The organism is Rothia nasimurium, assembly GCF_049068285.1.
In the GTDB taxonomy this organism is placed as follows: Bacteria; Actinomycetota; Actinomycetes; order Actinomycetales; family Micrococcaceae; genus Rothia; species Rothia nasimurium_I.
Genome location: NZ_JBLKPV010000001.1, coordinates 1 through 23,719, shown reverse-complemented (window position 1 = coordinate 23,719; position 23,719 = coordinate 1). Strand labels below are relative to the sequence as shown.

Below are 23,719 nucleotides of genomic sequence, written 5' to 3'. Positions count from 1 at the left end.
CCCCTTCGGGCAGGGACGGTTCTGCCCTAGGGGTGCATTAAGCGGGCTGCAGCCTGCCCTAGCTTCTCAGCTCGTTTGAGTTTCTTCTCCATCATGTCAACGGAAACTGGCTGGTCGACTTCCTTGGTGTCGCCCGTAGAAGCATAGAAGAAGAAGGCCTTGACTCTTTCCTCGGGAACGTCCATGAGACGGGCAAAACCGATGCGATAGAGGGCCAGCTGGACAGACCTCGCCTTGAATTCTTTCTCATTTCGGGGCGGCTTGCCCGTCTTCCAGTCCACTAGTTCGTAGGTGGTTGAGCCGTCGTCATGGTGGCTGGCAAATATAGCGTCAATTCGGCCACGAATCGTTATCCCACCGATAGGTGTCTCCAGGGGATATTCCAATGCCCAGGGTTCTCGCTGGGCCCAGGAACTCTCGAGGAAGTTCTCCTTCAGCTCAGGCAGGTTGAGCTCGACGTCAGCGTCCCCGTCATCGTAATCCTCGGCAAGTTCTAGCATGCCCAAGGTGCCGTAATGGTCCTCAACCCAGCTATGGAAAATAGTACCCTGGCGGGCAGCGATGCTGGGGCGTTGGGGCATCGGCCGGCGGATATTATCAATGACGTCCTGGGGGGTCGCCAGCATTGCCACCAGCTGGGAAGCGGAAAGGTGGGTGGGCAGTTCGAAGTCCTGGTGCTCGGAAGGTTGGGCTAGGAGCTGGAGCAGGAGCTCAGTTTCTTCCTCCCAATCAGCAATCATCTTCTGAACCTCGTCCGCCGAATCTAGCTCAGGGTTGGGTAGGGCCTCCAGGGCTTCCCGGTAGTCAGCCTCGGTCAGACCTCCTGCCGACACGTTGAGGGCAGCCCGCTGGACCACCTGGCGGGGGGTTAGCCCGGTGGTAGCCCCCTTAGGGGCCGCAGATGCTTCTTTAATCTGCGCGGCAGTTACCTCAGCAAGGTCCTCTGGGGAGCTCCATGTCAGGGCCTGGGGCCCGTCGAATGGATCATAGGGCCACAGGGCAGTTGCAATGGCCACCGCCTGGGGGTTGCTTTCCCCGTTGGTTTCAGGGCTCATGCGAGAAACAGTGTCTACCAGGGCAGCAGACTCAAGTTCTTCTAGGAAGCTGGAGAGCTGGCGGGGTTTTGCCCCGGTCCCCTTCCAAGCGGAAGAGGTCAGCATGAGCAGGCTCCTGGCCCTGGTGAAACCAACGTAGGCAAGGCGGCGCTCCTCATTCTTCCGGTAGGCAATAGCATCGTCCTTGAGCAGGAGCATGAACTCGCCCAAATCAGCTAGGGACTCAAAATCTGAGCGCCAGGCAGGGAGATAGGGGGCATCCCCGCGCAAGGGCCAGGGCAGGTTATTTGATTTCTTCGTCCAGCGTTCATCCTTGTTATCGGGGAATTCCCCGTCTGCCATGCCGGGTATGTAGACGTGGTCCCATTCCAATCCCTTGGAGGCATGGACGGTCAAAATCTGCACGGCGTCCTTACGGGGGGCTTCAGGGACCATGTCTAGGCCAGATTCCTCGTGGACGGTTGCGTCCAGCCAGGCCAGGAACCCGGTGATACCGGCGGCTGAAGCACCGGTGGCACTGAGGGAGAAGGTGACGGCCGAGTTGTCCTCATCGGGGTCAAGCCCGTTGGCAGCTGCATGGAGCAGGGCTGTGACGCGGGGGGCGGTCGCTTCGTAGGTTGCAGCTACGTCGAGGAGGGCATCAAGGTTCCTCCGGGCTGTGGTAGCGCGGACGCCGGGGCGGGCAGCTAATTCGATATCCAGCAGTAAGGTGCGCTCAATTTCGGTGATGAGGGTGGTGAGGTCATCGGCGGTAAACTGACGCAGGTAGGCCAGCTCTTTGGCCAGGGCCCCTAGGCGGTGTAGCCCTTCAGAGGTAATAGACCGGCCGGTTCGTGGCGATACCCAGTCGGCAGCTGGTAGGTTTTCTAAGGCTTCAATCAGGGAAGAGCTGTCGGTAACATCAGGAGCTGCGGCTTTCATGAGACGGTCGTACTCGACCCGGTGATCGGAAGAAAACTCAGCCTGGTCCTTATCTCTTTGGGGCTCTTCCAGTTCATCCAAGATTTCTTGTTCTGCCCTCAGGTGGGCTGCCTGCTCTGAAATCCCGTACCGGATTTCAAGTTCCCTTTGTTTTTTCAGGAACTCTGCCCAATCGCCAAAGGCTAAGAGGTCTGACAGACCAAGGCGCCAGCGGGCTCCGGCAAGCAGCCGCATGAGGGCATCCGACCGGCCCGGATCGCTCAAGACCCGCAGGACGGCTACTGTATCTACGACTTCAGGTGTATCGAGGAGACCACCCAAACCAACCACCTGGTAGGGAATACCCAGCTCATCAAAGGCTACCCGGATCGGGTCCATGTAGGCCCGCTTCTTACAGAGCACGGCCATCGTCGGCATCTCGTCGACGGGTCGGTGGGCAAATTTTCCCCGCTCTTGGGCGATGGAGGCTGCAATCTGCCTTGCCTCCTGCTGGTCGGTGAGGTATTCCCCCAACACGACCCTGCCGGTCGTAGGGTTGGGGCGGGTACGCAGGGGCGGGACCTCAATTTTGTGGTGGCTTGTCACCCAGTCGGGCTGGGTGGCCAGGGGGGCAGCTGCAGTGTTGGCCGCTTCAAGGATGGCAGTGTCATTGCGCCAAGCAACAGTAAGGTAACTGGCTGTACGGTCGGTGGCGGGGAAGTAGTCGTAGAAGCTAAATAGCTGGCCGTCAGAGGCACCGCGGAAACCGTAGATGGACTGTTTGGGGTCGCCTACTGCCATGACGGGGTGCTGGTCCCGTCCTTGTGTACCACCAAACAAATCCGAAAAGAGCTGCATTTGGGCGTGGGAGGTGTCCTGGAATTCATCCAGCAAGACCACCTTGAAGCGTTCCCGTTCCGTGGTAGCTGCAAGAGGCACTTCCCGAGCGATTCGGGCTGCATTGGCGATGAGGTCCCCGTAGTCCAGAACCTGCATCTGTTGCTTGACTCTGAGATAGCGTTTGGCCAGTTCTGCATAAAACTTTCGCATCTCAAGTCCCTGCACCAGGCTCCGCTGTTCGGAGGTTGCTCCCTTGGAGGTTGGCTTGGGCAGATGGGCCACCCGGGCCAGGGTTGTATCGCACCACTCGATGACCTGGTCAGGGGTAATGAGGTGTTCTGAACACTCACCAGCTAGGGAAATGACGTCCGAGACCATAGTTGATTTGGAGACTTCCTTTTCGGGAAGTTTGCCCTCATAGTGCTCAACGATTTGGGCTACCAGTTGCCAGGTTTGGGCACCGCCTAGCATTTGGGCATCGTCCTCAATACCGATTCGTAGACCGTATTGTTTGACCAAGGTGTTGGCGTAGGAATGGTAGGTCAAGATGGTGGGATCGCTGGTGACCTGGTCGCCGGTTTCCCCCTCCTGCTCCCTGACCATCCCCTGCCGACGGAGTTCTTCCAGCCGCGAGCGCATTCTCTCCCTCAGCTCACCGGCAGCCTTCCGGGTAAAGGTAACGCCTAATACCTGGTCAGCTCGAACGAGGCCGTTAGCGACCAGCCAGACCACTCGGTCGACCATGGTTGCGGTTTTGCCGGAGCCTGCACCGGCTACAACTAGGCGGGGAATCAGGGGGGAGGAAATGATGGCGGACTGCTCTTGGGTGGGCCGGGGCCGAACGAGAGCATCTGCAAGTTCTTCGGGGGTTTTCAGTTCGGTATCAGCGGGGAGACCGAACAGGGTGGGGTCGATAGTCATGGTTGGGTTCTCCTTGCTGTTACTGGGCTGGTCGGACGGTGATGGCGCGGCCTCGTGCGCAGAGGGGGCAGATTTCGGGCAGGGTGCACCCCACACCAAAAGTGCCTTCGCCGGTGTGGCGGGCCTGGATGAAGTCGTTGGCGATAAGTTCAGCTGCCCGGGTGATGAGATCTACCGCCCAGGTGCTTTCTTGAGTGAGTGGTTCCTGGGCCTGTTCAGAATAGCTCTTTGTAGAATCACCGATCTGTAAGAGCAGGGCACCGCCGGAGAGCTCCTGGAGGCCGTGGAGGGGCAAAACGGGCCTGTCCTGGGATGTTGCTGGGGCGCCGTCCTGATGAGCCGAGACTTCCCGGCTCATCTGTTCCCCTGCTCCAGCTTCAAGAGCTACCTGGTAGGCAGCCAGCTGGGGGTGGACTTGAATATCTGCCTTAGAAGGCTTTGATTTGCCTGTTTTGATGTCAATGATGACAAAACGGCCCAGCTGATCGACCTCTATGCGGTCGACCCGGCCTGAGAGGAGGGCGTCCTTAGTGGGGCCGGGCACGAGTACACTGAAGCTGCCTTCAACACCGACAAGGCGACGTCCCTTTGCCGGCAGTTCTCTCACGTATTCAGCAAATTTCATCACCATGGTCTCAGCCCGCTCGATCGTTTTTCGGCTTTCCCAGGTATCGGGTAAGCCCAGCTCTGGCAGACGCAGTCGAAGCTCATCGCGCAGGGTGATGCCGTCGGCGTCAGGGAATTCTTCGCAGATGGAGTGGATGAGGGTTCCGAGGCTGCGGGAGGCGTCGGTGGCAGCTTCAGCCCGGGCTGCTGAGACGAACCAGTCCAGGGGGGACTTGTGGATCTTCTCGATCTGGGAGGGGGAAACTGGCACGGGTCCTTCCCCCATAAAGGCGGGTGCAGTTGATGAGAGCGAGAGCATTCCCCACCAGGACGAGGGGTGGGCACCGGGTAGCTGAATTCCTGAGGTTGATTCTGGGTCGGCAAGGCGGTGGAGCAGGCGAGCGGCGGCATCTGCCTTGGCCGGGGAAAGGTGTTGGGCTTCAGCCCACTGGCGTAGCTCTGCGATGAGGGAGCGCAAGGTCATGGGCCGGCGTACCTCTGTGTTGGTGCGTTCTCCCCCTTCTGGCGGGGCAAAGATATCCAATAGCTCGCTGGGGGCCTCGTCGACCGATGATACCGCTGTGCAGACCACTCTTTCACTGGCACGGGAGACTGCCGTTGAGAACATTCTAATTTCGTCAAACCGGTTGGCCTTCATCCGCTCCAGTAGGGCATGACCCTGGTTTTGGGCTGTGCCCGGGGTCAATCGGCCGGTGACGGCGTCCACCAGATCAAGGGTGCCGAGCAGTGAGCCGCGGACTGTGGTGTTTGGCCAGGTGCCGTCCTGGATTCCAGCAACGTAGACAGTATCCCACTGGCGGCCTGCTGCCAGGGCCGGAGTCAGGATTTCAAGGGCGTCCCGGTAACTGGTTCTTTCGGCCAGGGTATCCATGGGTAGGTCTTGGGAGTCGATGTAGGCCAAGAATTGTTCTGCTGTTGCCCCTGGCATTTGGTCGGTGTAGCGGGCAGCCGATTCAAAAAGACCGATCATGGCGTCAAGGTCTCGGCCTGCCCGGTCGGCCCCGGCGCCACCGGTGAGGTATTGTTTGCGCCAAATGGGGCCAAGCCCTGATGCTTCCCAGAGGGCCCAGAGGACGGTCTCTGCTGTTGCCCCAGGCTCGTTGAGGGCTTTTTCTCCAGCTGACAGGACGGCTGCCAGACGGCGGGCTGCTTGTCCTGCACCTTGGGTGGGTAGCTGGTGGGGGTTCATGAGGGCTTCGACGAGTAGGGCGTCACTATCTCGTGAGCCCCCAGAGCGAAGTTCGTTAGCTCGGAGTCGCTGGCGGAGGCGGCGGATCTCCATGGTGGTAGCTCCCCCCAGGCGGGAGGTGAGCAGGGCAATGGCGGTATCGACGCCTAGCCCCCAGGCAGCACCGGCTTTCTCCACGAAGGGGCTGGGAGTTAGGGCCTCCTGGCTAGCAGGATCTGTGACCTCTGAATGTGTTAGCCCCGAACTCGTAGTGGTAAGGGCTGGCTGGGTAGTTTCACCTACTTCTTGATGTGCCTGGTCTTCTTCTTGGGCCCGGACCGTCCGCGTATGCAGTATGAGCCCCAGGGCATCGAGGAAGGGGCGGGCTGCCGGTTCATCCCGGACGGGGGTGAGGGAGGCAGCGGTTTTGACGGGTAGGCCCAGGTTGATCAGGGCCCGTTTGAGACGGGTGACCTGGGAGCTATTTCGCACGATAATGGCGCTTCTTGAGTAGGCCTTGCCCCGGTAGAGATGGTCTTCAAGAATGAGCTGGGCCAGCAGCTGGTTTTCGTGCTGGGGGGTCTCCACCGTGTGGCTTTCCACAGCTGCCCGGTGATCTTGGGCTTTTTCAGGGTTGAGCAGGGCACCGTCGTCCCCTACCGGCAGGAGGGCTTCTTCCCGGGGATGGTTCTTGGGTTGTTTGAGTTGACGGAGGTGGATAGCCCCCGGGGTCAGGGGGAGACGGCTGGCGACTTCGGCCCAGCGGGAGGCTATGGCAGGGGCCATCCGCCAGCTGGTTTCCAGTTGGACTGTGGTGAGGCCGCCTTCAAAGAGGCCGGGTAGGGTTCCAACAAGGTGGGGGGTTGCGCCACGGAACCCCTGCACGACGGTATCGGTGCATGCGGTAAGACAGACGGTGGCGGGTCTGGTGTCTCCCCCCATGCCTGCTGTGGGGGGCCCAACCAGTAGTCTCAGGAGCTGGTAGATAGAAGGGGTCTGCTCTTGGACGTCATCGACCAGGATGAGGCTGTAGCGGCTGCGTTCAGCTGCGAGGAAGGCAGGGTTGGCTTTGAGGGCCTTGGCTGCTTCGTGAATGAGGGCAGCTGGGTCGTAAGCGTTGGGGGCCCGAAGAGCCCTGACCTGCCGGTATTCCCTATAGAGTGTGGCCAGGCTGGTCCATTCCTTCCGCCCGTAGAGCTCACCGAGTTCGGCCACCTTATCTGCTGACAGGTCGTATTCGGCCATGCGGTCGAAGAAATCACGCACCTCATGGCGGAAGCCCCGGGTTTCTATTGCTTCTTGCAAATCCTGGGGCCACATGAGGGCGGTGCCGTACCCCTGCCGGTGGCCCTCCAGCAGCTCCTTAATCAGGACGTCCTGTTCTGGGCCACTCAGGAGCTTAGGGGTATGGTCGACCCCGGGCAGGTAGCCTTCCATCTGTGCCCGACGTAGAAGATCGTAGGCGTAGGCCTGCCAGGCCTTGACGGGGGCGGTTGAGACGGTGGCAGTGATACCGGTGGAGAAGGCTTCTCGGAAGCGGGTGGCTGACACCCGGGTGGGGGTGAGCACCAGCAGGCGGTCGGGGGCGCCTCCCTGGTTGACGAAGTCGATAGCGGCCTCGAGCAGGCGCTGGGTTTTTCCTGTTCCAGGTGCCCCCAGGTATAGGGTTGCGGAATGTTCAGCAGGAGTGTTTTTCACTGTCTTCTCCCCCATTGGTGCTTGGCAGAAAACTGGTGCATGTTTTCTGCTTTAGGTGGTGCATGTACCTTTATCCCATCATAGGTGCCTGACATTTTAAGAAGCTGGGAACAAGGCCTCCGATATATTTTTTGCAGGTGGCCAGACCCGCTACTATCAGGAGTATGACTTCACAGACCCCCTGGACTGAACTTCCCCGCGCCACCTTTGACCTTGAGACAACCGGAGTTGACCCCAAAACTGCCCGGATTGTCACAGCGTCCCTGGTCTTGGTCTCCCCGGACGGCGACGTCCTTCGAGCCGGGGAATGGTTGGCTGACCCCGGTATTGAAATCCCCGAGCAGGCCTCTGCCGTTCACGGTATTACCACCGAGTACGCCCGGGAGCACGGCAAACCCGCAGCCCAGGTGGCCTATGAGGTTGCGATGGCTCTGGGTGGTTTGTTTGCTGACGGGGTGCCCGTTATCGCCTTTAATGCGGCCTACGATTTTTCGGTCATGCACTATGAGTTAGCCCGCTACGGCTACCCGCCCCTGAATTGCTACCCGGTGCTTGACCCCCTGGTTATCAATAAGCACGTCCACAAGTTTAAAAAGGGCAAGCGCACCCTAGAAGTGCTGGCCAGCGAGTACAGCGTAGAACTAGAGAACGCCCATACCTCCAAGGACGATGCCCTGGCAGCTGAGCGCCTGCTGACGGCTATGAGCTTTGAGTACGACGAGATTGAACAGCCCGCCACCACCCTACACGAGCAGCAGATTACCTGGGCGGCTGAGCAAGCTGCTGAGCTGCAGGACTACTTCAACCGCATTGGCAAGCAGGCGGACGTCAGCGGCGCCTGGCCAGTACGTACCGACTAGCCTTCCCCTCGAGGACTATATCAGGACGCCGGGGCGGGGAGGGTGCCTTGAGCACCGTCACTCTGCCCCGCTCCGTCCTTTCTGGTAGGAAAGCTACTAGATTAAGAAGAGGAAAACACCCTCTTTGACTAGGAGCTCCCGTGAGCCAGTCTCCCTCACCCCATCCGGCCACCAACAGCATCTACCTCGGCTCCACCCGCAACCAGCACCAAGAACTGGTAGCCCAATCAGCGGTTGTGCTCAAACTTGGGCTGCTTCTGATGAAATCCGGGGCGAGCGCCTACCGGGTCAAGGCTTCCATGTCCCGCCTGGCCAAAGCCGTAGGGCTGGAGGAACACCACGCCCAGGTGCACTTCACGGAAATCTCCACCACCGCCTACTCAGGCGGCAACTTCCGCACTGAAATTGCTGAGACCCGAATCAAGGGAATCTCCGCCTACAAGATTGACCTGCTCAGCGATTTTGTCTCCTCCCTACCCGAGCGCATCGACCCGGCCGTCGCTGATGCCACCCTTACCCGTATCGAGAAGGAAAAGCCCCTCTACGCCCCCTGGCTCCTAGCTCTCGCTGCCGCTCTGGCCTGTGCTGCCTTTGCCTTCCTCAACTGGGGCGGGGTCATTGAGTGTTCGGTCGTTCTCCTAGCTGCCTTTGCCGGCCAGCTGCTGCGTTCTACCCTGGCCCACAAGGGACTCAACCACATGGCGGTGTGGATGCTCTGCGGCCTGCTCTCAGCCGGTATCTATGTGGGGGTCATGTCAGCGCTCATCGCCCCCGGTCTCATCGCCGATAACCACCTGGTGGGCTTTATTTCGTCGATTCTCTACTTAGTGCCCGGCTTTCCCCTGGTCACCGGTATGTTAGAGATAGCCCGGATGGACTTTGCCTCGGGTATTTCCCGCCTAACCTACGTTGCCCTGCTCTTGGGTAGTGCTTCCTTTTCGGTCTGGCTCATTTCCCTGGTATTTAGCCTCCCCCTCGAACAGGCTCCTGCCCCGCACCTAGACTTCTGGCTGCTCCTGATCCTGCAAATGCTGGCTTCTTTCACAGCGGCCTACGGTTTTGCCATGCTCTTTTCAGCCACTCCCCTCTCCTGTACCTGGGCAGGGGCAATCGCCGCAATCGTGAACCCGGGTCGTATCTGGTTGATTGAAGCAGGCTGGGCACCCCACCTAGCTATCGCCCTGGCTGTTTTTACTGCCGGGGTGCTCTCCGAGGTGGTCGCGCCCCTACACTCGCGGAGAGTCTCGCGCGTCTCCCTGGCTGTGCCAGCTACCGTCACTATGGTTCCTGGCGTCATGTTCTACATGTCCATGGCCCACTTCTCCAATGGGGACGTGAACGAGGCCCTGGCCAGCTTTGTGCAGGTCCTGCTCATCTTCGCTGCCCTAGGTATGGGCCTGGCCCTGTCCCGCCTGCTCATGGACAAGAACTGGCTGTACGACCGCGACACCCAGAACCTGGCTGCCCTGCCGCAGGGGCATATGAGATAGCCGTTAGAGCTCCTGAGTTCCCACATAAACACAAGCGCGGTGCACTGGCCGGTAGCCAACTGGCTGGGGCTGGCATGAATCGCTAGTGATGAGCACCGAGATTCCGAGCGCGCGAGGAAAATAAATCTTGGTGCGAATCTGGCGAGTTTGGGAGCCAGTTAACGAGCCAGCGAGAAGGTTAGTTGGCGAAGGTCAGTGCACCGCGCATGTGCATAGGGTTTTATTCTAGGCTGTCGCTTCTGCCGCTGCGCGGGCTGCCTCGGGCAGGGCCGAGATGATGCGGTCCATGGCAGCATCGTCGTGGGCAGCTGAGAGGAACCAGGCTTCGAAAGCGCTGGGCGGCAGGTAGACGCCGGAGTTCAGCATGGAGTGGAAGAAGGCGTTATACCGGAAGGTTTCTGACGCCTTGATATCGTCGTAGTTGTGTACACCCTTCTCAGCGGTACCGAAAGCAACAGAGAAGAGGTTTCCTGCAGTCTGGATGGAGTGGTTGACCCCCTCAGCGTTGAAGGCTTCAACCAGGGCGGCCTGCAGCTGGGCTGAACGGGTATCAATCGTCTCATAGACAGCAGCGTCAGCGGCCTTGAGGGTTGCAAGACCGGCAGCCATGGCGATGGGATTACCAGAGAGGGTACCTGCCTGATAAACCGGGCCGGTGGGGGCAAGGTACTCCATGATTTCGCGCTTACCACCCAGGGCTGCCATGGGCATACCGCCACCGATCACCTTGCCGAAGGTGAAGATATCGGGGGCCCAGTTGCCCTCAGCCGGTGAGGTGTAACCCCAGTAGCCTGCGGACGAAACGCGGAAGCCGGTGAGCACCTCGTCGAAAATCATGAGGGCGCCCTGTTCGCGGGTAATCTCGCGCAAGAAGGCGTTGAAGCCCTCAGCGGGGGTAACAACACCCATGTTGCAGGGGGCAGCTTCGGTTATGATGGCGGCAATGTCGCCGGGGTTGGCGGCAAAAGCCGCGCGGACGGCGTCCTCATCGTTGTAGGGCAGAACGATGGTTTCTGCGGCGGTGGCGGCGGTGACGCCTGCCGAACCGGGCAAGGCAAGGGTGGCGACGCCAGAACCGGCTTCTGAGAGCAGGGCATCGACGTGGCCGTGGTAGCAGCCTGCGAACTTAATAATCTTGTCGCGGCCGGTGTAACCGCGGGCCAGGCGGATGGCGGTCATGGTCGCCTCGGTACCGGTGGAGACCATGCGGATCTGGTCGATGGTACCGGGGGCTACGGCGTTGATGCGGTCAACCACCAGTTCAGCCAGTTCGGTTTCAGCGGCGGTTGAGGCGCCAAAGGAGAGGCCGTGCTCTACAGCCGCGTGGACAGCTTCGATGACGCCGGTGTGCTTGTGGCCGAGCAGGGCCGGGCCCCAGGAACAGACCAGGTCGACGTAGTTGCGGCCGTCCGCGTCGGTCAGGTAGGGGCCAGCGCCCTCCACCATGAAGGCGGGGGTGCCCCCTACTGAGTTGAAGGCTCGGACGGGTGAGTTGACGCCGCCGGGAATGACGGCAGCTGAGCGGGCAAAGAGGTCTTCAGAGACGGTCACAGGGAACCTTTCTGTGGTTTTTGGTTCTAGAAGTCTTGTGTTTAGTTTAGTCTGGTGCAGCCGGTCTTAGGCTTCTGCCAGCCAGGTGGCGGCTTCTGTGGCGTAGTAGGTCAGGATGATGGAGGCCCCGGCCCGGCGGATCCCCATGAGGGCTTCCAGGGCAACCGCCTTGCGGTCGATCCACCCCTGGGCGGCGGCTGCTTCGATCATGGCGTATTCGCCGGAGACGTGGTAGGCGGCGACGGGGACGGGTGACAGGTCAGCTACCTCTCGCACGATGTCCAGGTAGGCGGTAGCGGGCTTGACCATGACCATATCGGCCCCCTCGGCGATATCGAGTTGAACCTCGTAGAGGGATTCGCGGCGGTTAGCCGGGTCCTGCTGGTAGGTTTTGCGGTCGCCGGTGAAGGTGGATCCCACCGCATCGCGGAAGGGGCCGAAGAAGGCCGAGGCGTATTTTGCGGAGTAGGCCAGGATTGAGACGTCGGTGAAACCGGCATCGTCGAGGGCGGTGCGCATGGCGGCAATTTGGCCGTCCATCATGCCGGAGGGGCTGACGGTGTGGGCCCCGGCGCGGGCCTGGGAAACCGCCATACGGCAGTAGGCTTCGACGGCGGCGTCGTTATCAACAACAGTATTGCCAAAAGCGTCTTCGGTAAGGGGGCCGCAGTGGCCGTGGTCGGTGAATTCGTCCAGGCAGGTGTCAGCCATGACGACCACAGAGTCGCCAAAGTGCTGGCGGACGGTGCGGATAGCCCGGTTGAGGATGCCGTCCTCAGCCCAGGCAGCGGAACCGGCCGCGTCCTTATCTTCATCGCGGGGCACACCGAAAAGGTCGATGCAGCGCACGCCGGCGTCGACGGCCTTTTGCACCTCACCTATGACGGTTTCCAGGGTGTGCTGGTACTGGCCGGGCATGGACTCAATGGGCACCGGGGCGTCAATGCCGTCGCGCACAAAAAGCACCTGAACCAGGTTAGCCGGAGTCAGGGCTGTTTCTGCGGTGAGGGCCCGCATGGGGCCGGTGGCGCGCAGGCGGCGGGGACGGACCGGCAAGGCTGAGGGGGCAAAAAGATCTGACATGGTGGTTTCCTATTTCTTCTCTGAAAGGAGGCGGGCTGCTTTGGCCAGGTCAGCCGGGGCCGGGCTAGCAGATACGGTGAGGTGCGCAGGACGCAGGTGCTCGGGTAGGTCGAGGGCAGCCGCCTCGGTGCTGGCTCCAATAGCGACGGTGGGCGGCAGGGGGCTACCGGCGGCATCCGCTAGGGTGCGCAGGAGCAGGGGTGAGGTTGCAACCAGGACGTCGGTTTCGGCAAGCGCGGTGACGGCAGCTTCCAGGGTCAGGGCGGTGGTATCCGGTTCGGACACTCCCTCGGGCAGATGGCTGCTCAGGGGGTGTTCAGCCGGGTAGGGCACCATGTCGTAGACCTGTAGGGTGGCTACGGTGTAGCCGTAGTCGGTCAGCCCCTCTTCGAGGGCCGGTGAGGCGGTGGTGCCCTGGATAGCCAGGACGGTTTCGTCCATAGGGTTATCCCACTCTTCATCAATGAGCCACTCATCGACCATGCCAGCTGCTGACTGGGTTTCAGGTACGAAGTCCACCAGCAGGCCCCGGTCGGTCAGGGCCGCTTCGGTGGCCTTACCGACAGCTGCAATCTGGGCTGCTCCCAAAAGCTCTGCCAGGCTTTGGCCCAGCCCCTGAGCAAGGGCGTCGAGTCCCAGAACCCCGTTGACCGAGGTGAAGGTAACCCAGGAAAACTCCCCGCGGATTAGGGCGAAGGCAACTTCTTCCCAGTCCTCCGGCTGGCTGCCGACCGCGTCCAAGATAGGGGCATAGAGTACCTGCGCGGCGGCGTCCTGCTCAGCGATAGCCCGGGTAAACCCAGCCGCCTTAGCCGGGGTTCGAGTGATGAGGTAGCTAGGCATTATTCCCCCGCCCTCTCTAGACCCGCGAGGGCTGCTGCCCCCATGCCGAGGAGGTCTTCAGCGGCCTGAACGCCCAGGGCCCCTGCTGCCTCCACTGAAAGGGTTGGGGTCTGGACGGTGTGGCGCAGCAGGTCGGTGCCGTCGGGGTTGGCCACAGCCACCGTAAGAATGAGCTGGCCAGTCTTAAGATAGGCGTAGGCCCCAATGGGGGCGGCGCAACCTGCTTCCAGGCGGCGCAGCAGGGAACGCTCAGCGGTCACAGCCAGCTGGGTCTCGGTGTGGTTGATAGCAGCAACAGCCTGCCCCAGCTCAGAACCATCAGCGACGTCCTCGCTACGAATCTCAATGGCCAAAGCCCCCTGTCCCGGGGCAGGAACAACCCTGTCAACGTCCAGGTACTCGGTGATGGTCTCCGCAAGACCCAGCCGGTGCAGGCCGGCAGCAGCCAGCACCACGGCGTCACAGTCACCGGTGATAGCACCGAGCTTCTTTTCCCCGTGCAAACCGTGGGCGCCCACCCCGTAGTGTTCATTACCGGCCACGCGGGCAAGACGGGTACCCACATTGCCGCGAATATCAACAATGGTCAGGTCGGGGCGGATAGCCAGCAGCTGGGCTGCCCGGCGGGGTGAACCGGTACCGACTCGGGCACCAGCAGGCAGGCTCTCCAGGGTCAGCCCGTCCCGGGCACACAGGGCATCCCGGGGGTCCTCCCGCTCAGGAGTGGCAGCGACGGTCAGCCCCGGGCAGGGGGCGCTCGGCAAATCCTTCAGGGAATGGACGGCCACATCCACTCCCCCCTCCAGCAGCCGGGAGCGCAGGGTTGCCGCAAACACGCCGGTACCGCCCAGCTGAGACAGCGGGCCGGTCAGCACGTCCCCCTCAGTTTTAACGGTGACGGTGGTGAGCTCAATACCGGTGGCCTCGTGCAGACGCTGAACAGCCCAGCCGGTCTGGGTAGTGGCAAGGGCCGAGCCCCGCGTACCTACGGTAAATGTTCGAGCTGTCAAGGAGCGTCCTTTCGTACAATCTTTGTCAGAGTTTTAGTCCCGAGGCCTGGGGGTGGGCTGAGGGCGCGTGCTATGGGGAACACGCAGCGCTCGCAACCGCTCTCGCTCCTCGCCTGGGGGCTCGTCGCGATTCACCGCCAGGCCCGATCCACGCGAGCTAGTTGCGTGTTCCCCTCCGCCCGCTTTCCTGGCCCATGCGGCAACCGGGCGGCGGGGCATATATGAAGCCAACTGGCTGGGGAAACCAAAGTTCGCGCCGTAAGGCGCGGGGGCTGCTGCCGAAAGCGAGCGTGGATTGGGCCTGGCAATGAATCGCCCCAGCGTCTGGAGCTACAATGCGAGCTTGCGAGCAAGCTCCAGAGGCGGGGTGAGAATGGTTGCGAGCGTGGCAGCAGCCCCCGCGCCACCAACCCTAACCATAGCTTTACCCCGCCCTAGGTGTTACCCCTGGTAATCAGCAATCACCGGCTTCTCGGAGCCGGGGCGCAGGGACTTGCAGCAGTCAGGGTCGCAGGCGTCGAACCAGCCCTTACCGCCGCAGACGGACTCGCGAGCGGCCTCTACCCCTTCAGCGTCCTGGGCGGGGGCGGTGGAGGCGACTCGTTCGGCAATGAGCTGGCGCAGGCCCTCAACGTAGGCGGGGTGGGTGCCGGGGGTGGGGGTTCGTACGGCTGCAAAGCCCAGGTTTTCGCAGGTGGCAAGGGCCTCGGTGTCGAGGTCCCATTTGACTTCCATGTGGTCTGAGACGAAGCCGAGGGGAACCAGCACGATGCCGTCCACCTGCCCTTCGAGGGCTTCGAGGGCGTCATTGACGTCGGGTTCGAGCCAGGGCATGGACGGCGGGCCGGAGCGGGACTGGTAGACCAGCTCCCAGTCAACCTGATCGAGCAGGGCAGGGTCGATGGCCTGCACACCGGCGAGGACGGCGCGGGCAGCCTCTAGGTGCTTTTCGACGTAGGCGGAGCCACCTTCGTAGTTGACGCCGCGGGGGCCAGCTTCGTTAGCGGCGCTGGTGGGCACAGAGTGGGTGCAGAACATAATGCGGATTTTTCCGTTGCCCGCAGCGGTCTTTTCAGCGGCAGCCAGCTGGGCGCGGACGTCCTTGATTCCTTCTACCAGCCCCTCAACAAAGGGGGTGATGAAGCCGGGGGTGTCCCAGAACTGGCGGACCTTATCGATCTGCAGTTTGCCTTCTAGTCCCAGCTTTTCAAGGGCGATACCGTAGTCTTCACGGTACTGGCGGCAGGATGAGTAGCCGGGGTAGGCACTGGTGGCCAGCACCAGGATCTTGCGTTTGCCCTCGTCGTAGGCCTGCTGGACCACGTCATTGACGTAGGGCTCCCAGTTTCGGTTGGCCCAGGTGATGTCGATAGCAGGGCCCTTCTCCGCGAGGGCTTCACGCAGGGCCGCTAGTAGGGCCCGGTTCTGGTCGTTGATGGGTGAGACGCCACCGTTGGCCCGGTAGTGGGTGGCAACTTCTTCCAGGCGCTCGTCGGGGATGCCGCGACCGGCGGTGACGTTGCGCAGGAAGGGGATGACGTCCTCCTGACCTTCGGGGCCGCCGAAGGAGGAGAGAATCACCAGGTCGTAGTCCTGGGGGGCGGACGCGCGGGGTCGGCTTAGGGTGGACTCGGGGGTGTAGTCGGCGATAGTGCCCTCATCGAGCACAGCCGGGCCGTTGGAAGCGGTGTTGGCCGGATCTGTCTGGTTGGGGATAATATCGGCAGGAAGCTGGGCGGTCATTATGCAATCACCTGGGCAATCTCGGCAGCTTCGATACGGCGGCCGGTGTAGAAGGGGATCTCTTCGCGCACGAAGTGGCGGGCTTCGGTGTTGCGGAAGGAGCGCATGAGGTCAACGATGAGCACCAGTTCGGGGGCTTCAAGGGCGATGAGCCACTCGTAGTCATTCAGGCCGAAGGTGGCGATGGTGTTGGGCAGGACCTCGGGGAAGTCAATGCCCTTCATGCCGTGGTTCTTCATGATCTCACGGCGCTTTTCGGGGTTGATGGTGTACCAGTCGAGGGAGCGCACGAAGGGGTAGACGCAGACCCACTTTTCGGGCGCGATACCCTTGGCAAAGGTGGGGGTGTGACCGGCTGAGAATTCAGCGTCGCGGTGCACGCCCATGGTGGACCAGACGATCTTGGTGCCTGAGAAGGCCTTAGTGCGGCGGAAGCTACGAATAGCCGCCTGCAGGTCTTCTGGTACAGCACCGTGTACCCAGACCATGACGTCCGCATCGTTGCGCATAGCGGACACATCGTAGAAGCCACGGGTAATAACACCCCTACCTTCAAGCTCAGCAACCAGGGCCTCGATCTCAGCGGTAGCTTCGGGGCTGGTCGCAGCAGGATCAGCGGCGCCTTCGCGGGCGAAGACGGTGTAAAGGGCGTAGTGGAACTGGCTGTCGCCTTCGGCTACTTCGCCGGGGCGCTGGCCCTGAATCTTACCGAAAGCGTCCTTGGCGGTGGGCATGGGCGGACGGCCGCCGTGGCCGTGACCTGCTGAGCCGTGGGAGTAGGAGCCGTGGCCAGATCCGTAGCTGGAGGAGCCGTGACCTGCGGCCTCGGGCTTACCGTGGTGGGACATGGGAGTAGACCTTTCTCGTCCTATGGTGGGGGCGTTTACGCGGTGGGATCGCTGGGACGCCCAGGGGTTTGGGCAAAATTTTTGATGTGGGCGCGGGTATCTGCAGTGACGGCAGCCAGGCCGGTTCCGGCAATCCAGGCACCGACTGCGGTTGCTCCGGGCAGCTCCTCCAGGGCGGCACGGAAGGCGGTGACCCGCTGGGTGTGGCCGGGGCTGGTGGAAGGTAGGACGCCTTGCCAGCGCACAACATCAGCGGCGATGAGCTGGGACTTGCTGATTGGCACTCCCATCAGCTGGCTGGCATCGTGCAGGGCCAGGGTCACCAACTGGTCGTCGTGGAGGGCAAGTTCTGAAAGCGGGGAGGTGTCGTGTTCCTTCCCTCGGCCGTAGGAGAGGCGCAGGATGTGACGGCCTGGCCCGACTTCGTCGGCAACCCAGCGCCATTTAGCGGTGGCATGGGTGAGGGCCTTGGCGCGGACGTTGGTGGCCAGTTCGCTCACGAGCAGGCCGGTTCCGCGCGGGGCGTTGTTGAGGGCGGGCTGGTCGAGGACGAGGGTCACCAGGGCCACTTCGGGGCCGGGCTGCACCGGGGGCAGGGCTGAGGAGGGCAGGTGGGGGCCGAGCAGGCGGATGGAGGTTTGGGCGTCGGTGGCTACCACGAGCTGGTCGGCCCGGATGGTGGCTGATTTTTCGCCGTATTCGGGCTGGCGCTGGATCGCAATCCACCCGCCGAAGGGGTCCCTATCGACGGCGATAGTGTCGAAGCCCGTCACAATCCGGACCCGGTGACGCAGAAGATCATCTACGAGGGCTTCTGACAGCTGGTTCATGCCGCCCTTGATACCTGCGACCAAGGATCCGGCAGGTGAGGCTGCACGGAGCCGGGCAGCGGCCGCTGACAGGGAACCGAGTTCGCCAAGGCCGGTCAGGAGCCCGGGGGCAATGGCAGCTATTTCCAGCTTGTCCGGGTGGACCGAGTGGACGCCTGAGACGACCGGGGTCACGAGACGGTCCAGGACCTGCTGGCCCATGCGTAGGCGCACCAGCTCACCCAGGGTCTTGGCGTGAGAGCCAGCTGAGCGGGGCAGAACAGCATCCAGCTTAGCCCGGCGGAAACCGGCCTTACCGAGGATCTTTTTCAGGACGGGGTCTGATAGGTTTCCGGGTATGCCGAGGGTACCGGTTGAGGGTGAGGGGAAGGGGCCTTCGGGCAGGTAGAGCCAGGAGCCGTACCCGGCCGGTTGCACAATCTTGTCGCCGAGGCCGAGCTCTTCGAGCAGGGTACGCACGGCTGGGGTGCGGGTGGCAAAGGATTCTGCGCCGGAGTCTAGGACGACCCCGGCCAGCTGGTGGGCGCCGACGGCACCGCCAAGGTGGTCTTCCCGTTCGAGGAGGGTGACCTTGGCTCCGGCCTGGGCAAGCTCGCGGGCAGCTAGGAGCCCTGAAATGCCGCCACCGATCACGAGGGCTGTGCCGGGGGCGGATCCTGGGGCGGGGGCGGGAGTCGGTGCCATGGTGCTTTTACCTAGCCTTTTCGGGTTTCGGTGTGGATGTAGTCCACCAGCTTGGTGAGAACGGTGGGGTCGGTGGTCGGGGGTACCCCGTGGCCAAGGTTGACCACATGGGCCGGGGCACTGCGTCCTTCTTCAAGCACTGCGTCGGTGTGGGCTGCCAGTGCCTCCCAGCCCGAGGCTAGCAGGGCCGGGTCAATATTGCCCTGCAGGACGACGCCCCCACCCAGGCGGCGCTGGGCTTCTGAGAGGGGTAGGCGGTAGTCGACACCGATGACGTCCGCCCCGGCTTCGAGCATGGCGGGCAGCAGTTCGGCGGTGCCGGTTCCGAAGTGAATACGGGGCACCCCGTAGTGTTCAACCGCTGCCAGGGTAGCTGCCGAGTGGGGCATCACAAAGCGGCGGTAGTCTGCTTCTCCCAAAGAGCCTGCCCAGGAGTCAAAGAGCTGCACGGCTGAAGCACCTGCCTCAATCTGGGCTGCCAGGAACTGACCTGAGGTGCGGGCAGCCCAGGCACCTAGTGCTTCCCAGGCTTCGGGGTCAGCGTGCATCATGGTGCGCGGACGCAGGTGGTCGCGGGAGGGGCCGCCCTCTACCATGTAGGCGGCCACGGTGAAGGGGGCACCTGCGAAGCCAATCAGGGGGGTTGAGCCGAGCTTTTCGACGGTGAGGGCAACGGCTTCCCGGATGGGGTCGAGGGCTGAATCTTCAAGTTCGGGGAGGTTCTTGATGTCCTCAAGGGTGCGGACGGGGGCATCCAGGACGGGGCCGCGGCCGGGCACAATATCTACCCCGACTCCGGCTAGTTTCATGGGAATGACGATATCGGAGAAGAAGATACCGGCATCCACCTTGTGGCGGCGCACCGGCTGGACGGTAATTTCTGCGGCCAGTTCGGGGGTAAGGCAGGATTCCAGCATGGGAATACCCTCACGCACCTGGCGGTATTCGGGCAGGGAGCGTCCTGCCTGCCGCATGAACCAGACCGGGGCGTGCTCGGCTTCGCGCCCGGTGAGGGTGCGAATCATGGCTGATTCACCGGTGTTGGCAGTCTTGAGGGGGTGGGAGGACGGCAGGTGGGCCAGCTGCTCGTCGGTGAGCAGGGGGCGCTGACGCAGGGGTGCGTTGGGGGTTTCAGTCATATACACCATTGTGCCAAATCCAGCCCCAAACTTTAGAGACAGGTTGTCGTTGTTGCCCCTGCAGGCACCCCTTGGCCGGCACCTTAGTGACACTTTGTCACCGCAGGTGCCAGGTGCAGCTGAGTATGATGGAGGGGTTGTGACAATCTTTAGCCTGGTAGCCTCGCACAAGACCGTTGATTTGACCACTGTCGCTCGACTCAGCGAAGGCCTTGAAAAAATCCATCAGCACCTCGCCCACCTCGGACTTTCCGGCGAGGTCATCTTGTCTACCTGCAACCGGTTGGAGCTCTACGGTGAGCTGCCCTCCCAGCCCGGCTACACGGATCAGGCTGCCCAGGACCAGGTGGCTGATACAACAGAGCAGATTTACGATCTTCTCACCAAGACCTCAGGCCTGACCTACGACATCGTTGAAAACAGTTTTGATGTGCACGTCAATCAGGACGCTGCCCACCACCTCTTCACCGTTGCATCGGGCCTGGAATCAGCGGTGGTGGGAGAACGGGAAATCACCGGCCAGGTCCGTCGGGCCCTGATCGAATCCCAGGAGCAAGGACGGGCAACGGGCAACCTCGTGCGTCTCTTTGAGCACGGGGCAGCCACAGCCCGCAAGGTCGGCCAGTCCACCATGCTCGGCTCCCGGGGCCGCTCAATTGTGTCCGTCGCCCTGGATTTAGCAGATGAAACAGCTGATCAGTCCTGGCCAGAGCGGCGCGTCCTGGTCTTTGGCACCGGCGCCTATGCCGGGGCAACGGTCGCTGCCCTGCACGCCAGGGGGGCCACCGATATCTGGATTTACTCCCGCTCCAACCGGGCAGCTGCCTTTGCAGAAAAACGCGGGGTGAGCCCCGTCCCCCACGGCGAGCTCTACCAGCAGATGCAAGAGGCCGACGTCATCATCGGCTGCTCAGGGGGCTCCTCCCCCATGCTGCCGATTGAGATACCCCCCGGTAAGCGCGTCATCCTTGACCTAGCCTTGACCAGGGACTTCGCTCCGGAAGTGGCCGACATCCCTGAGGTTGACCTCATTACACTAGAAACTGTCCGTCTGGCAGCCCCGGAAGAAACAGTCGAATCCGTCCACACCGCCAAGACAATTGTCAACCAGGCCGCAACTGAGTTCTCCACCCAGGAAAAAGCCCGTAGCGTCGATGCTGCCATTGTTGCTCTGCGAGAACACACTATGCAAGTACTCGACACTGAACTCGCTAAGGTGCACAATCAATATGGATGCACAGCTGCAACCGAGCAGCTTGAACTTGCCATGCGCCGCATGGTCAAGTCCCTCTTGCATACACCCACGGTTCGTGCCAAGGAACTGGCCCGAGAAGGCAAAGGTGATGTCTACATCAATGCCCTCCAAGCCCTCTACGGTATCGAAGTCCACCAGGAGCCATCCCCCAGGGCAGATTCCCCCTCTGCCAGCTCCTGACCCCACCCACCCTGAGCACCCAAACACCCAAGGTAGATGAGCTAATGCCAACCCAGCTATTTTCTGCAGATCCTGAAGACGATGATCAGGAGTTCGAGGAAGATTTCGCAGAAGAAACCCGCCCCCAGTCCCACCTACCCCAGGAACTCCGTCGCCGGCAGCTCATCGCAACAGCAGCCCACGTCTTTTCCTCCAAGGGCTACCAAACCACCAGCATGGAGCACATCGCTCAGGCCTCCCACATCACCAAGCCCGAGCTCTACCAGTACTTCACCGGCAAACGGGATCTCTATATGGCTGTCTTGGACGAGCAGGTCGACGGCCTGCTCACCCAGCTAGTTCAGCCCCTCTATAACACCACCGATAACCGCGAACGGGTTCGCGGCATGATTTCAGCCTTTTTCTCTTTCGCCCGCAACAATGCCTCGGGCTACCACATTATCTTTGACTCAGATCTTCACGCCGACCCGGCTGTGCTAGAGCGGCTTGAGACGGTACATCAGATGATTGCCCACCATATTGCCGACGTCCTTGCCCCGAATGCTGGTATCTCCCACCGTGAAGCCCTGCTCACCGCCCGGATGCTCACCGGCATGGTCCTGAGCGCAACCCGCGCCATCGTCGGGGATCCAAATAATGACGAGGCTTTGGCAGAATCAGAGCGGACAGTCTTCCGCCTGGCCTGGGGCGGTATCTCCCAACTCCATGAGGACTGGGAATAGCCTTTAGCTCAGACCGAAACTTCCCCCTGAGCCGACCGTCCTCGCGTAAACTGTGGAAGAAGCACGAAACCTTACCCCTGAAAGGCCCACCTGTGGACATCAAAATTGGCGTACTCAACGTCCCCACCCACGTCATGATCGAATCAGACGAGACCCCCGAGGCCGTCAAGGCCAAGGTGGCAGCAGCACTTGAACAGGGCGGCTTGCTCGAACTGACCGACTCCAAGGGCGCAACCACCCTCATCCCTGCAGCCAACATCGGCTTCGTTGAACTCGGCACCGAGTCCAAGCCCCGGATTGGCTTCGGCATCTAAGGCCCAAAGAACTTCCAATCCCCTCAGGCACCAGCTATTTTCAGCTGGTGCCTTTTGTCTTAGCCCCTCTACCGGTAGAATGAGACTGTTAACCCGGTTGCCCGGTCGTCCCTCGATACCGAAGAACTTTCGCACCCTGACCAGCTCTCCCCGGCCACCACCTATGGCCTGAGGTTGCTAGAGCACCACCGAAAACCCACGATCGGCTTCCACCACCCTCGCGCCCCCTGGGCCCCATTTAAGGAACCCGATCCTTCGTGACTGAATTCGATACCAGCAAAACATTCGCTGACTACGGCGTCCGCCAGGACATCGCCGATGCCCTAGCCGCTAAGGGCATCACCAGCCCCTTCCCCATCCAGGCTCTGACCTTGCCGGTGGCCCTCTCTGGCCAGGACATCATCGGCCAGGCCAAGACCGGTACCGGCAAGACCCTGGGCTTTGGTCTACCTGCCCTGCAGTCTGTTACCGGCCCCCAGCAGGAGGGCTACGAAGCCCTCACTGCCCCCGGTGCCCCCCAGGCCCTCATTATCGTTCCTACCCGCGAACTGGCAATCCAGGTAGGTGATGACCTATCGCTTGCTGCCTCCCAGACCGGAGTGCGGGTTTCAACCCTCTACGGTGGCCGCCCCTACGACACCCAGGTCAAAGAACTTGAACAGGGGGTTGAACTGATTGTCGGCACCCCCGGCCGTCTGATTGACCTGCACCGACAGAAGTACCTCAATCTCTCCCAAGTAAAAATTGTGGTCCTCGATGAGGCCGACGAAATGCTGGATTTGGGCTTCCTACCCGATGTTGAAAGAATCCTCTCTGCGGTACCCGAGAAGCGCCAGACCATGCTCTTCTCTGCCACCATGCCCGGCCCCGTCCTCACCATGGCCCGCCGCTACATGAGCCAGCCCATGCATATCCGCGCCGAATCTGGCGAGGAAGAAACCATGACCAAGGCTTCCATCCGCCAGGTCATTTACCGGGCCCACCCCCTAGATAAGGACGAGCTGGTCGGCCGGATTCTGCGCTCTGAGGGCCGGGGCCGCACCGTCATTTTCACCAAGACCAAGCGGTCTGCAGCCAAGCTCTCCGACGAACTGACTGACCGGGGCTTTGCCGCCGGTGCTATTCACGGCGACCTCAACCAGGGGGCCCGCGAACAGGCCCTGCGGGCCTTCCGCAACGGCAAGATCGACATCCTGGTTGCCACCGACGTTGCAGCCCGCGGTATTGACGTTGAGGACGTCACCCACGTCATTAACTACCAGTGCCCCGAGGACGAGAAGACCTACCTGCACCGGGTGGGCCGCACCGGCCGGGCCGATAAGGAAGGTACCGCCGTCACCCTGGTGGATTGGGAGGACGTTCCCCGTTGGAAGCTCATCAACAAGGCCCTGGAGCTAGGCGTTGACGAGCCTGTTGAAACCTATTCATCATCCCCCCACCTCTTTACCGACCTGGGCATCGCCAAGGGCACCAAGGGCCGCCTGCCCAAGGAGGAGCGGACCGCAGCCGGTCTGCAGGCAGAAAAGGCTGAGGATTATGGTCAGTCCCCCAAGCGCGATCGTTCAGGCCGGGGTGGCAGAGGCGGCCGCGGCGGTGAGGGCCGGGGACGGTCTAGCTCCCGCTCCCCGCGTCGCACAGGTGGCCGTGATGGTGGCGAGAAGCGCGGTGAGAAGCGTCAATCCCAGAGCGGTGAGGGCCGGGAAGCTGATTCGAAGCCGCGCCGCCGTACCCGCCGGGTTGAGGGTGAGGTCGGGCAGGAGCGTCCTGCCCGCCAGCGCCGGAAGCCTGCAAGTGAGGGGGCGCCCCAGGGTGAAGGCTCCCAGTCGGCTGAGGGCCAGCGTCGCCGCCGCCGTCGTACCCGCCGGGTAGAGGGTAGCGACAGCTAACCACTAGGTACCATCTAAATGAGAAATGACCAGCAACTAGCTGGTCATTTCTCATTTAAATGGTCTTTTCGC

Annotated in this window: 16 protein-coding genes; 6 read left to right on the top strand and 10 right to left on the bottom strand. The window is 61.8% G+C overall.

The genetic code is table 11. The features are described from left to right. Positions 1 to 26: 26 nt before the first annotated feature. Both ACMXX3_RS00080 and ACMXX3_RS00075 read right to left on the bottom strand, forming a co-directional pair. Positions 27 to 3,716, bottom strand: coding sequence for an ATP-dependent helicase (locus ACMXX3_RS00080; protein WP_421082788.1), 3,690 nt, complete (start codon positions 3,714 to 3,716; stop codon positions 27 to 29). Positions 3,717 to 3,735: 19 nt separating this feature from the next. Beyond that, positions 3,736 to 7,209, bottom strand: coding sequence for an ATP-dependent helicase (locus tag ACMXX3_RS00075; RefSeq protein ID WP_421082787.1), 3,474 nt, complete (start codon positions 7,207 to 7,209; stop codon positions 3,736 to 3,738). A gap of 164 nt (positions 7,210 to 7,373) precedes the next feature. Here ACMXX3_RS00075 and ACMXX3_RS00070 point away from each other — a divergent pair, with 164 nt between their 5' ends. Together ACMXX3_RS00070 and ACMXX3_RS00065 are read left to right on the top strand one after the other, a co-directional pair. Then, entirely contained in the window at positions 7,374 to 8,069 is a 696-nt protein-coding gene (locus tag ACMXX3_RS00070; RefSeq protein WP_421082786.1) for a 3'-5' exonuclease, read from the top strand. 140 nt (positions 8,070 to 8,209) lie between these two features. After that, positions 8,210 to 9,559 carry a threonine/serine ThrE exporter family protein gene (locus tag ACMXX3_RS00065; protein ID WP_421082785.1) on the top strand — a complete coding sequence of 450 codons (1,350 nt, stop codon included), beginning with the start codon at positions 8,210 to 8,212 and terminating at the stop codon, positions 9,557 to 9,559. Between the two features lie 225 nt (positions 9,560 to 9,784). Here ACMXX3_RS00065 and hemL read toward each other — a convergent pair whose 3' ends face one another. The 8 genes from hemL to hemE form a co-directional block, all read right to left on the bottom strand. Continuing rightward, positions 9,785 to 11,110 carry a glutamate-1-semialdehyde 2,1-aminomutase gene (gene hemL / locus ACMXX3_RS00060; RefSeq protein ID WP_421082784.1) on the bottom strand — a complete coding sequence of 442 codons (1,326 nt, stop codon included), beginning with the start codon at positions 11,108 to 11,110 and terminating at the stop codon, positions 9,785 to 9,787. 66 nt (positions 11,111 to 11,176) lie between these two features. Next, positions 11,177 to 12,193: a porphobilinogen synthase gene (hemB, locus tag ACMXX3_RS00055; protein ID WP_421082783.1), complete on the bottom strand. Its 1,017-nt coding sequence runs from the start codon at positions 12,191 to 12,193 to the stop codon at positions 11,177 to 11,179. 9 nt (positions 12,194 to 12,202) lie between these two features. Then, positions 12,203 to 13,036 (bottom strand): uroporphyrinogen-III synthase, encoded by an 834-nt coding sequence (locus ACMXX3_RS00050; RefSeq protein WP_421082782.1) that lies wholly within the window; start codon positions 13,034 to 13,036, stop codon positions 12,203 to 12,205. After that, on the bottom strand, positions 13,036 to 14,046 hold the full coding sequence (hemC, locus tag ACMXX3_RS00045; protein ID WP_421082781.1) for a hydroxymethylbilane synthase: 1,011 nt from the start codon (positions 14,044 to 14,046) through the stop codon (positions 13,036 to 13,038). Before hemC ends, ACMXX3_RS00050 begins: the two co-directional genes overlap by 1 nt. 441 nt (positions 14,047 to 14,487) lie before the next feature. Then, positions 14,488 to 15,789: a ferrochelatase gene (locus ACMXX3_RS00040; RefSeq protein ID WP_421082780.1), complete on the bottom strand. Its 1,302-nt coding sequence runs from the start codon at positions 15,787 to 15,789 to the stop codon at positions 14,488 to 14,490. Continuing rightward, the gene (gene hemQ / locus ACMXX3_RS00035; RefSeq protein WP_421082779.1) at positions 15,789 to 16,637 is read right to left on the bottom strand and encodes a hydrogen peroxide-dependent heme synthase; all 849 of its coding nucleotides are present in this window, start codon (positions 16,635 to 16,637) and stop codon (positions 15,789 to 15,791) included. Before hemQ ends, ACMXX3_RS00040 begins: the two co-directional genes overlap by 1 nt. Positions 16,638 to 16,672: 35 nt before the next feature. Then, the gene (gene hemG, locus ACMXX3_RS00030; RefSeq protein ID WP_421082778.1) at positions 16,673 to 18,151 is read right to left on the bottom strand and encodes a protoporphyrinogen oxidase; all 1,479 of its coding nucleotides are present in this window, start codon (positions 18,149 to 18,151) and stop codon (positions 16,673 to 16,675) included. Positions 18,152 to 18,162: 11 nt separating this feature from the next. After that, the gene (hemE, locus tag ACMXX3_RS00025) at positions 18,163 to 19,290 is read right to left on the bottom strand and encodes a uroporphyrinogen decarboxylase (protein WP_421082777.1); all 1,128 of its coding nucleotides are present in this window, start codon (positions 19,288 to 19,290) and stop codon (positions 18,163 to 18,165) included. A gap of 139 nt (positions 19,291 to 19,429) precedes the next feature. Between hemE and ACMXX3_RS00020 the strand changes: the two genes are divergently transcribed. The 4 genes from ACMXX3_RS00020 to ACMXX3_RS00005 all read left to right on the top strand — a co-directional run bounded on the left by ACMXX3_RS00020 (position 19,430) and on the right by ACMXX3_RS00005 (position 23,647). After that, complete coding sequence (locus tag ACMXX3_RS00020) at positions 19,430 to 20,725, top strand: glutamyl-tRNA reductase (protein ID WP_421082776.1); 1,296 nt, start codon at positions 19,430 to 19,432, stop codon at positions 20,723 to 20,725. 44 nt (positions 20,726 to 20,769) lie between these two features. Continuing rightward, complete coding sequence (locus tag ACMXX3_RS00015; RefSeq protein ID WP_421082775.1) at positions 20,770 to 21,447, top strand: TetR/AcrR family transcriptional regulator; 678 nt, start codon at positions 20,770 to 20,772, stop codon at positions 21,445 to 21,447. A gap of 92 nt (positions 21,448 to 21,539) precedes the next feature. Next, positions 21,540 to 21,761, top strand: a complete 222-nt coding sequence (locus ACMXX3_RS00010) for a DUF3107 domain-containing protein (RefSeq protein WP_421082774.1) — start codon at positions 21,540 to 21,542, stop codon at positions 21,759 to 21,761. 257 nt (positions 21,762 to 22,018) lie between these two features. Beyond that, positions 22,019 to 23,647, top strand: a complete 1,629-nt coding sequence (locus ACMXX3_RS00005) for a DEAD/DEAH box helicase (protein ID WP_421082773.1) — start codon at positions 22,019 to 22,021, stop codon at positions 23,645 to 23,647. Positions 23,648 to 23,719: the final 72 nt, after the last annotated feature.

What these genes read in the sequence shown, in the direction of transcription:
- ACMXX3_RS00040 (WP_421082780.1), bottom strand. Translation starts at nt 15,789, where the DNA reads ATGACCGCCCAGCTTCCTGCCGATATTATCCCCAACCAGACAGATCCG.
- ACMXX3_RS00050 (WP_421082782.1), bottom strand. Translation starts at nt 13,036, where the DNA reads ATGCCTAGCTACCTCATCACTCGAACCCCGGCTAAGGCGGCTGGGTTT.
- hemB (WP_421082783.1), bottom strand. Translation starts at nt 12,193, where the DNA reads ATGTCAGATCTTTTTGCCCCCTCAGCCTTGCCGGTCCGTCCCCGCCGC.
- ACMXX3_RS00080 (WP_421082788.1), bottom strand. Translation starts at nt 3,716, where the DNA reads ATGACTATCGACCCCACCCTGTTCGGTCTCCCCGCTGATACCGAACTG.
- ACMXX3_RS00015 (WP_421082775.1), top strand. Translation starts at nt 20,770, where the DNA reads ATGCCAACCCAGCTATTTTCTGCAGATCCTGAAGACGATGATCAGGAG.
- ACMXX3_RS00070 (WP_421082786.1), top strand. Translation starts at nt 7,374, where the DNA reads ATGACTTCACAGACCCCCTGGACTGAACTTCCCCGCGCCACCTTTGAC.
- hemQ (WP_421082779.1), bottom strand. Translation starts at nt 16,637, where the DNA reads ATGTCCCACCACGGTAAGCCCGAGGCCGCAGGTCACGGCTCCTCCAGC.
- hemG (WP_421082778.1), bottom strand. Translation starts at nt 18,151, where the DNA reads ATGGCACCGACTCCCGCCCCCGCCCCAGGATCCGCCCCCGGCACAGCC.
- hemE (WP_421082777.1), bottom strand. Translation starts at nt 19,290, where the DNA reads ATGACTGAAACCCCCAACGCACCCCTGCGTCAGCGCCCCCTGCTCACC.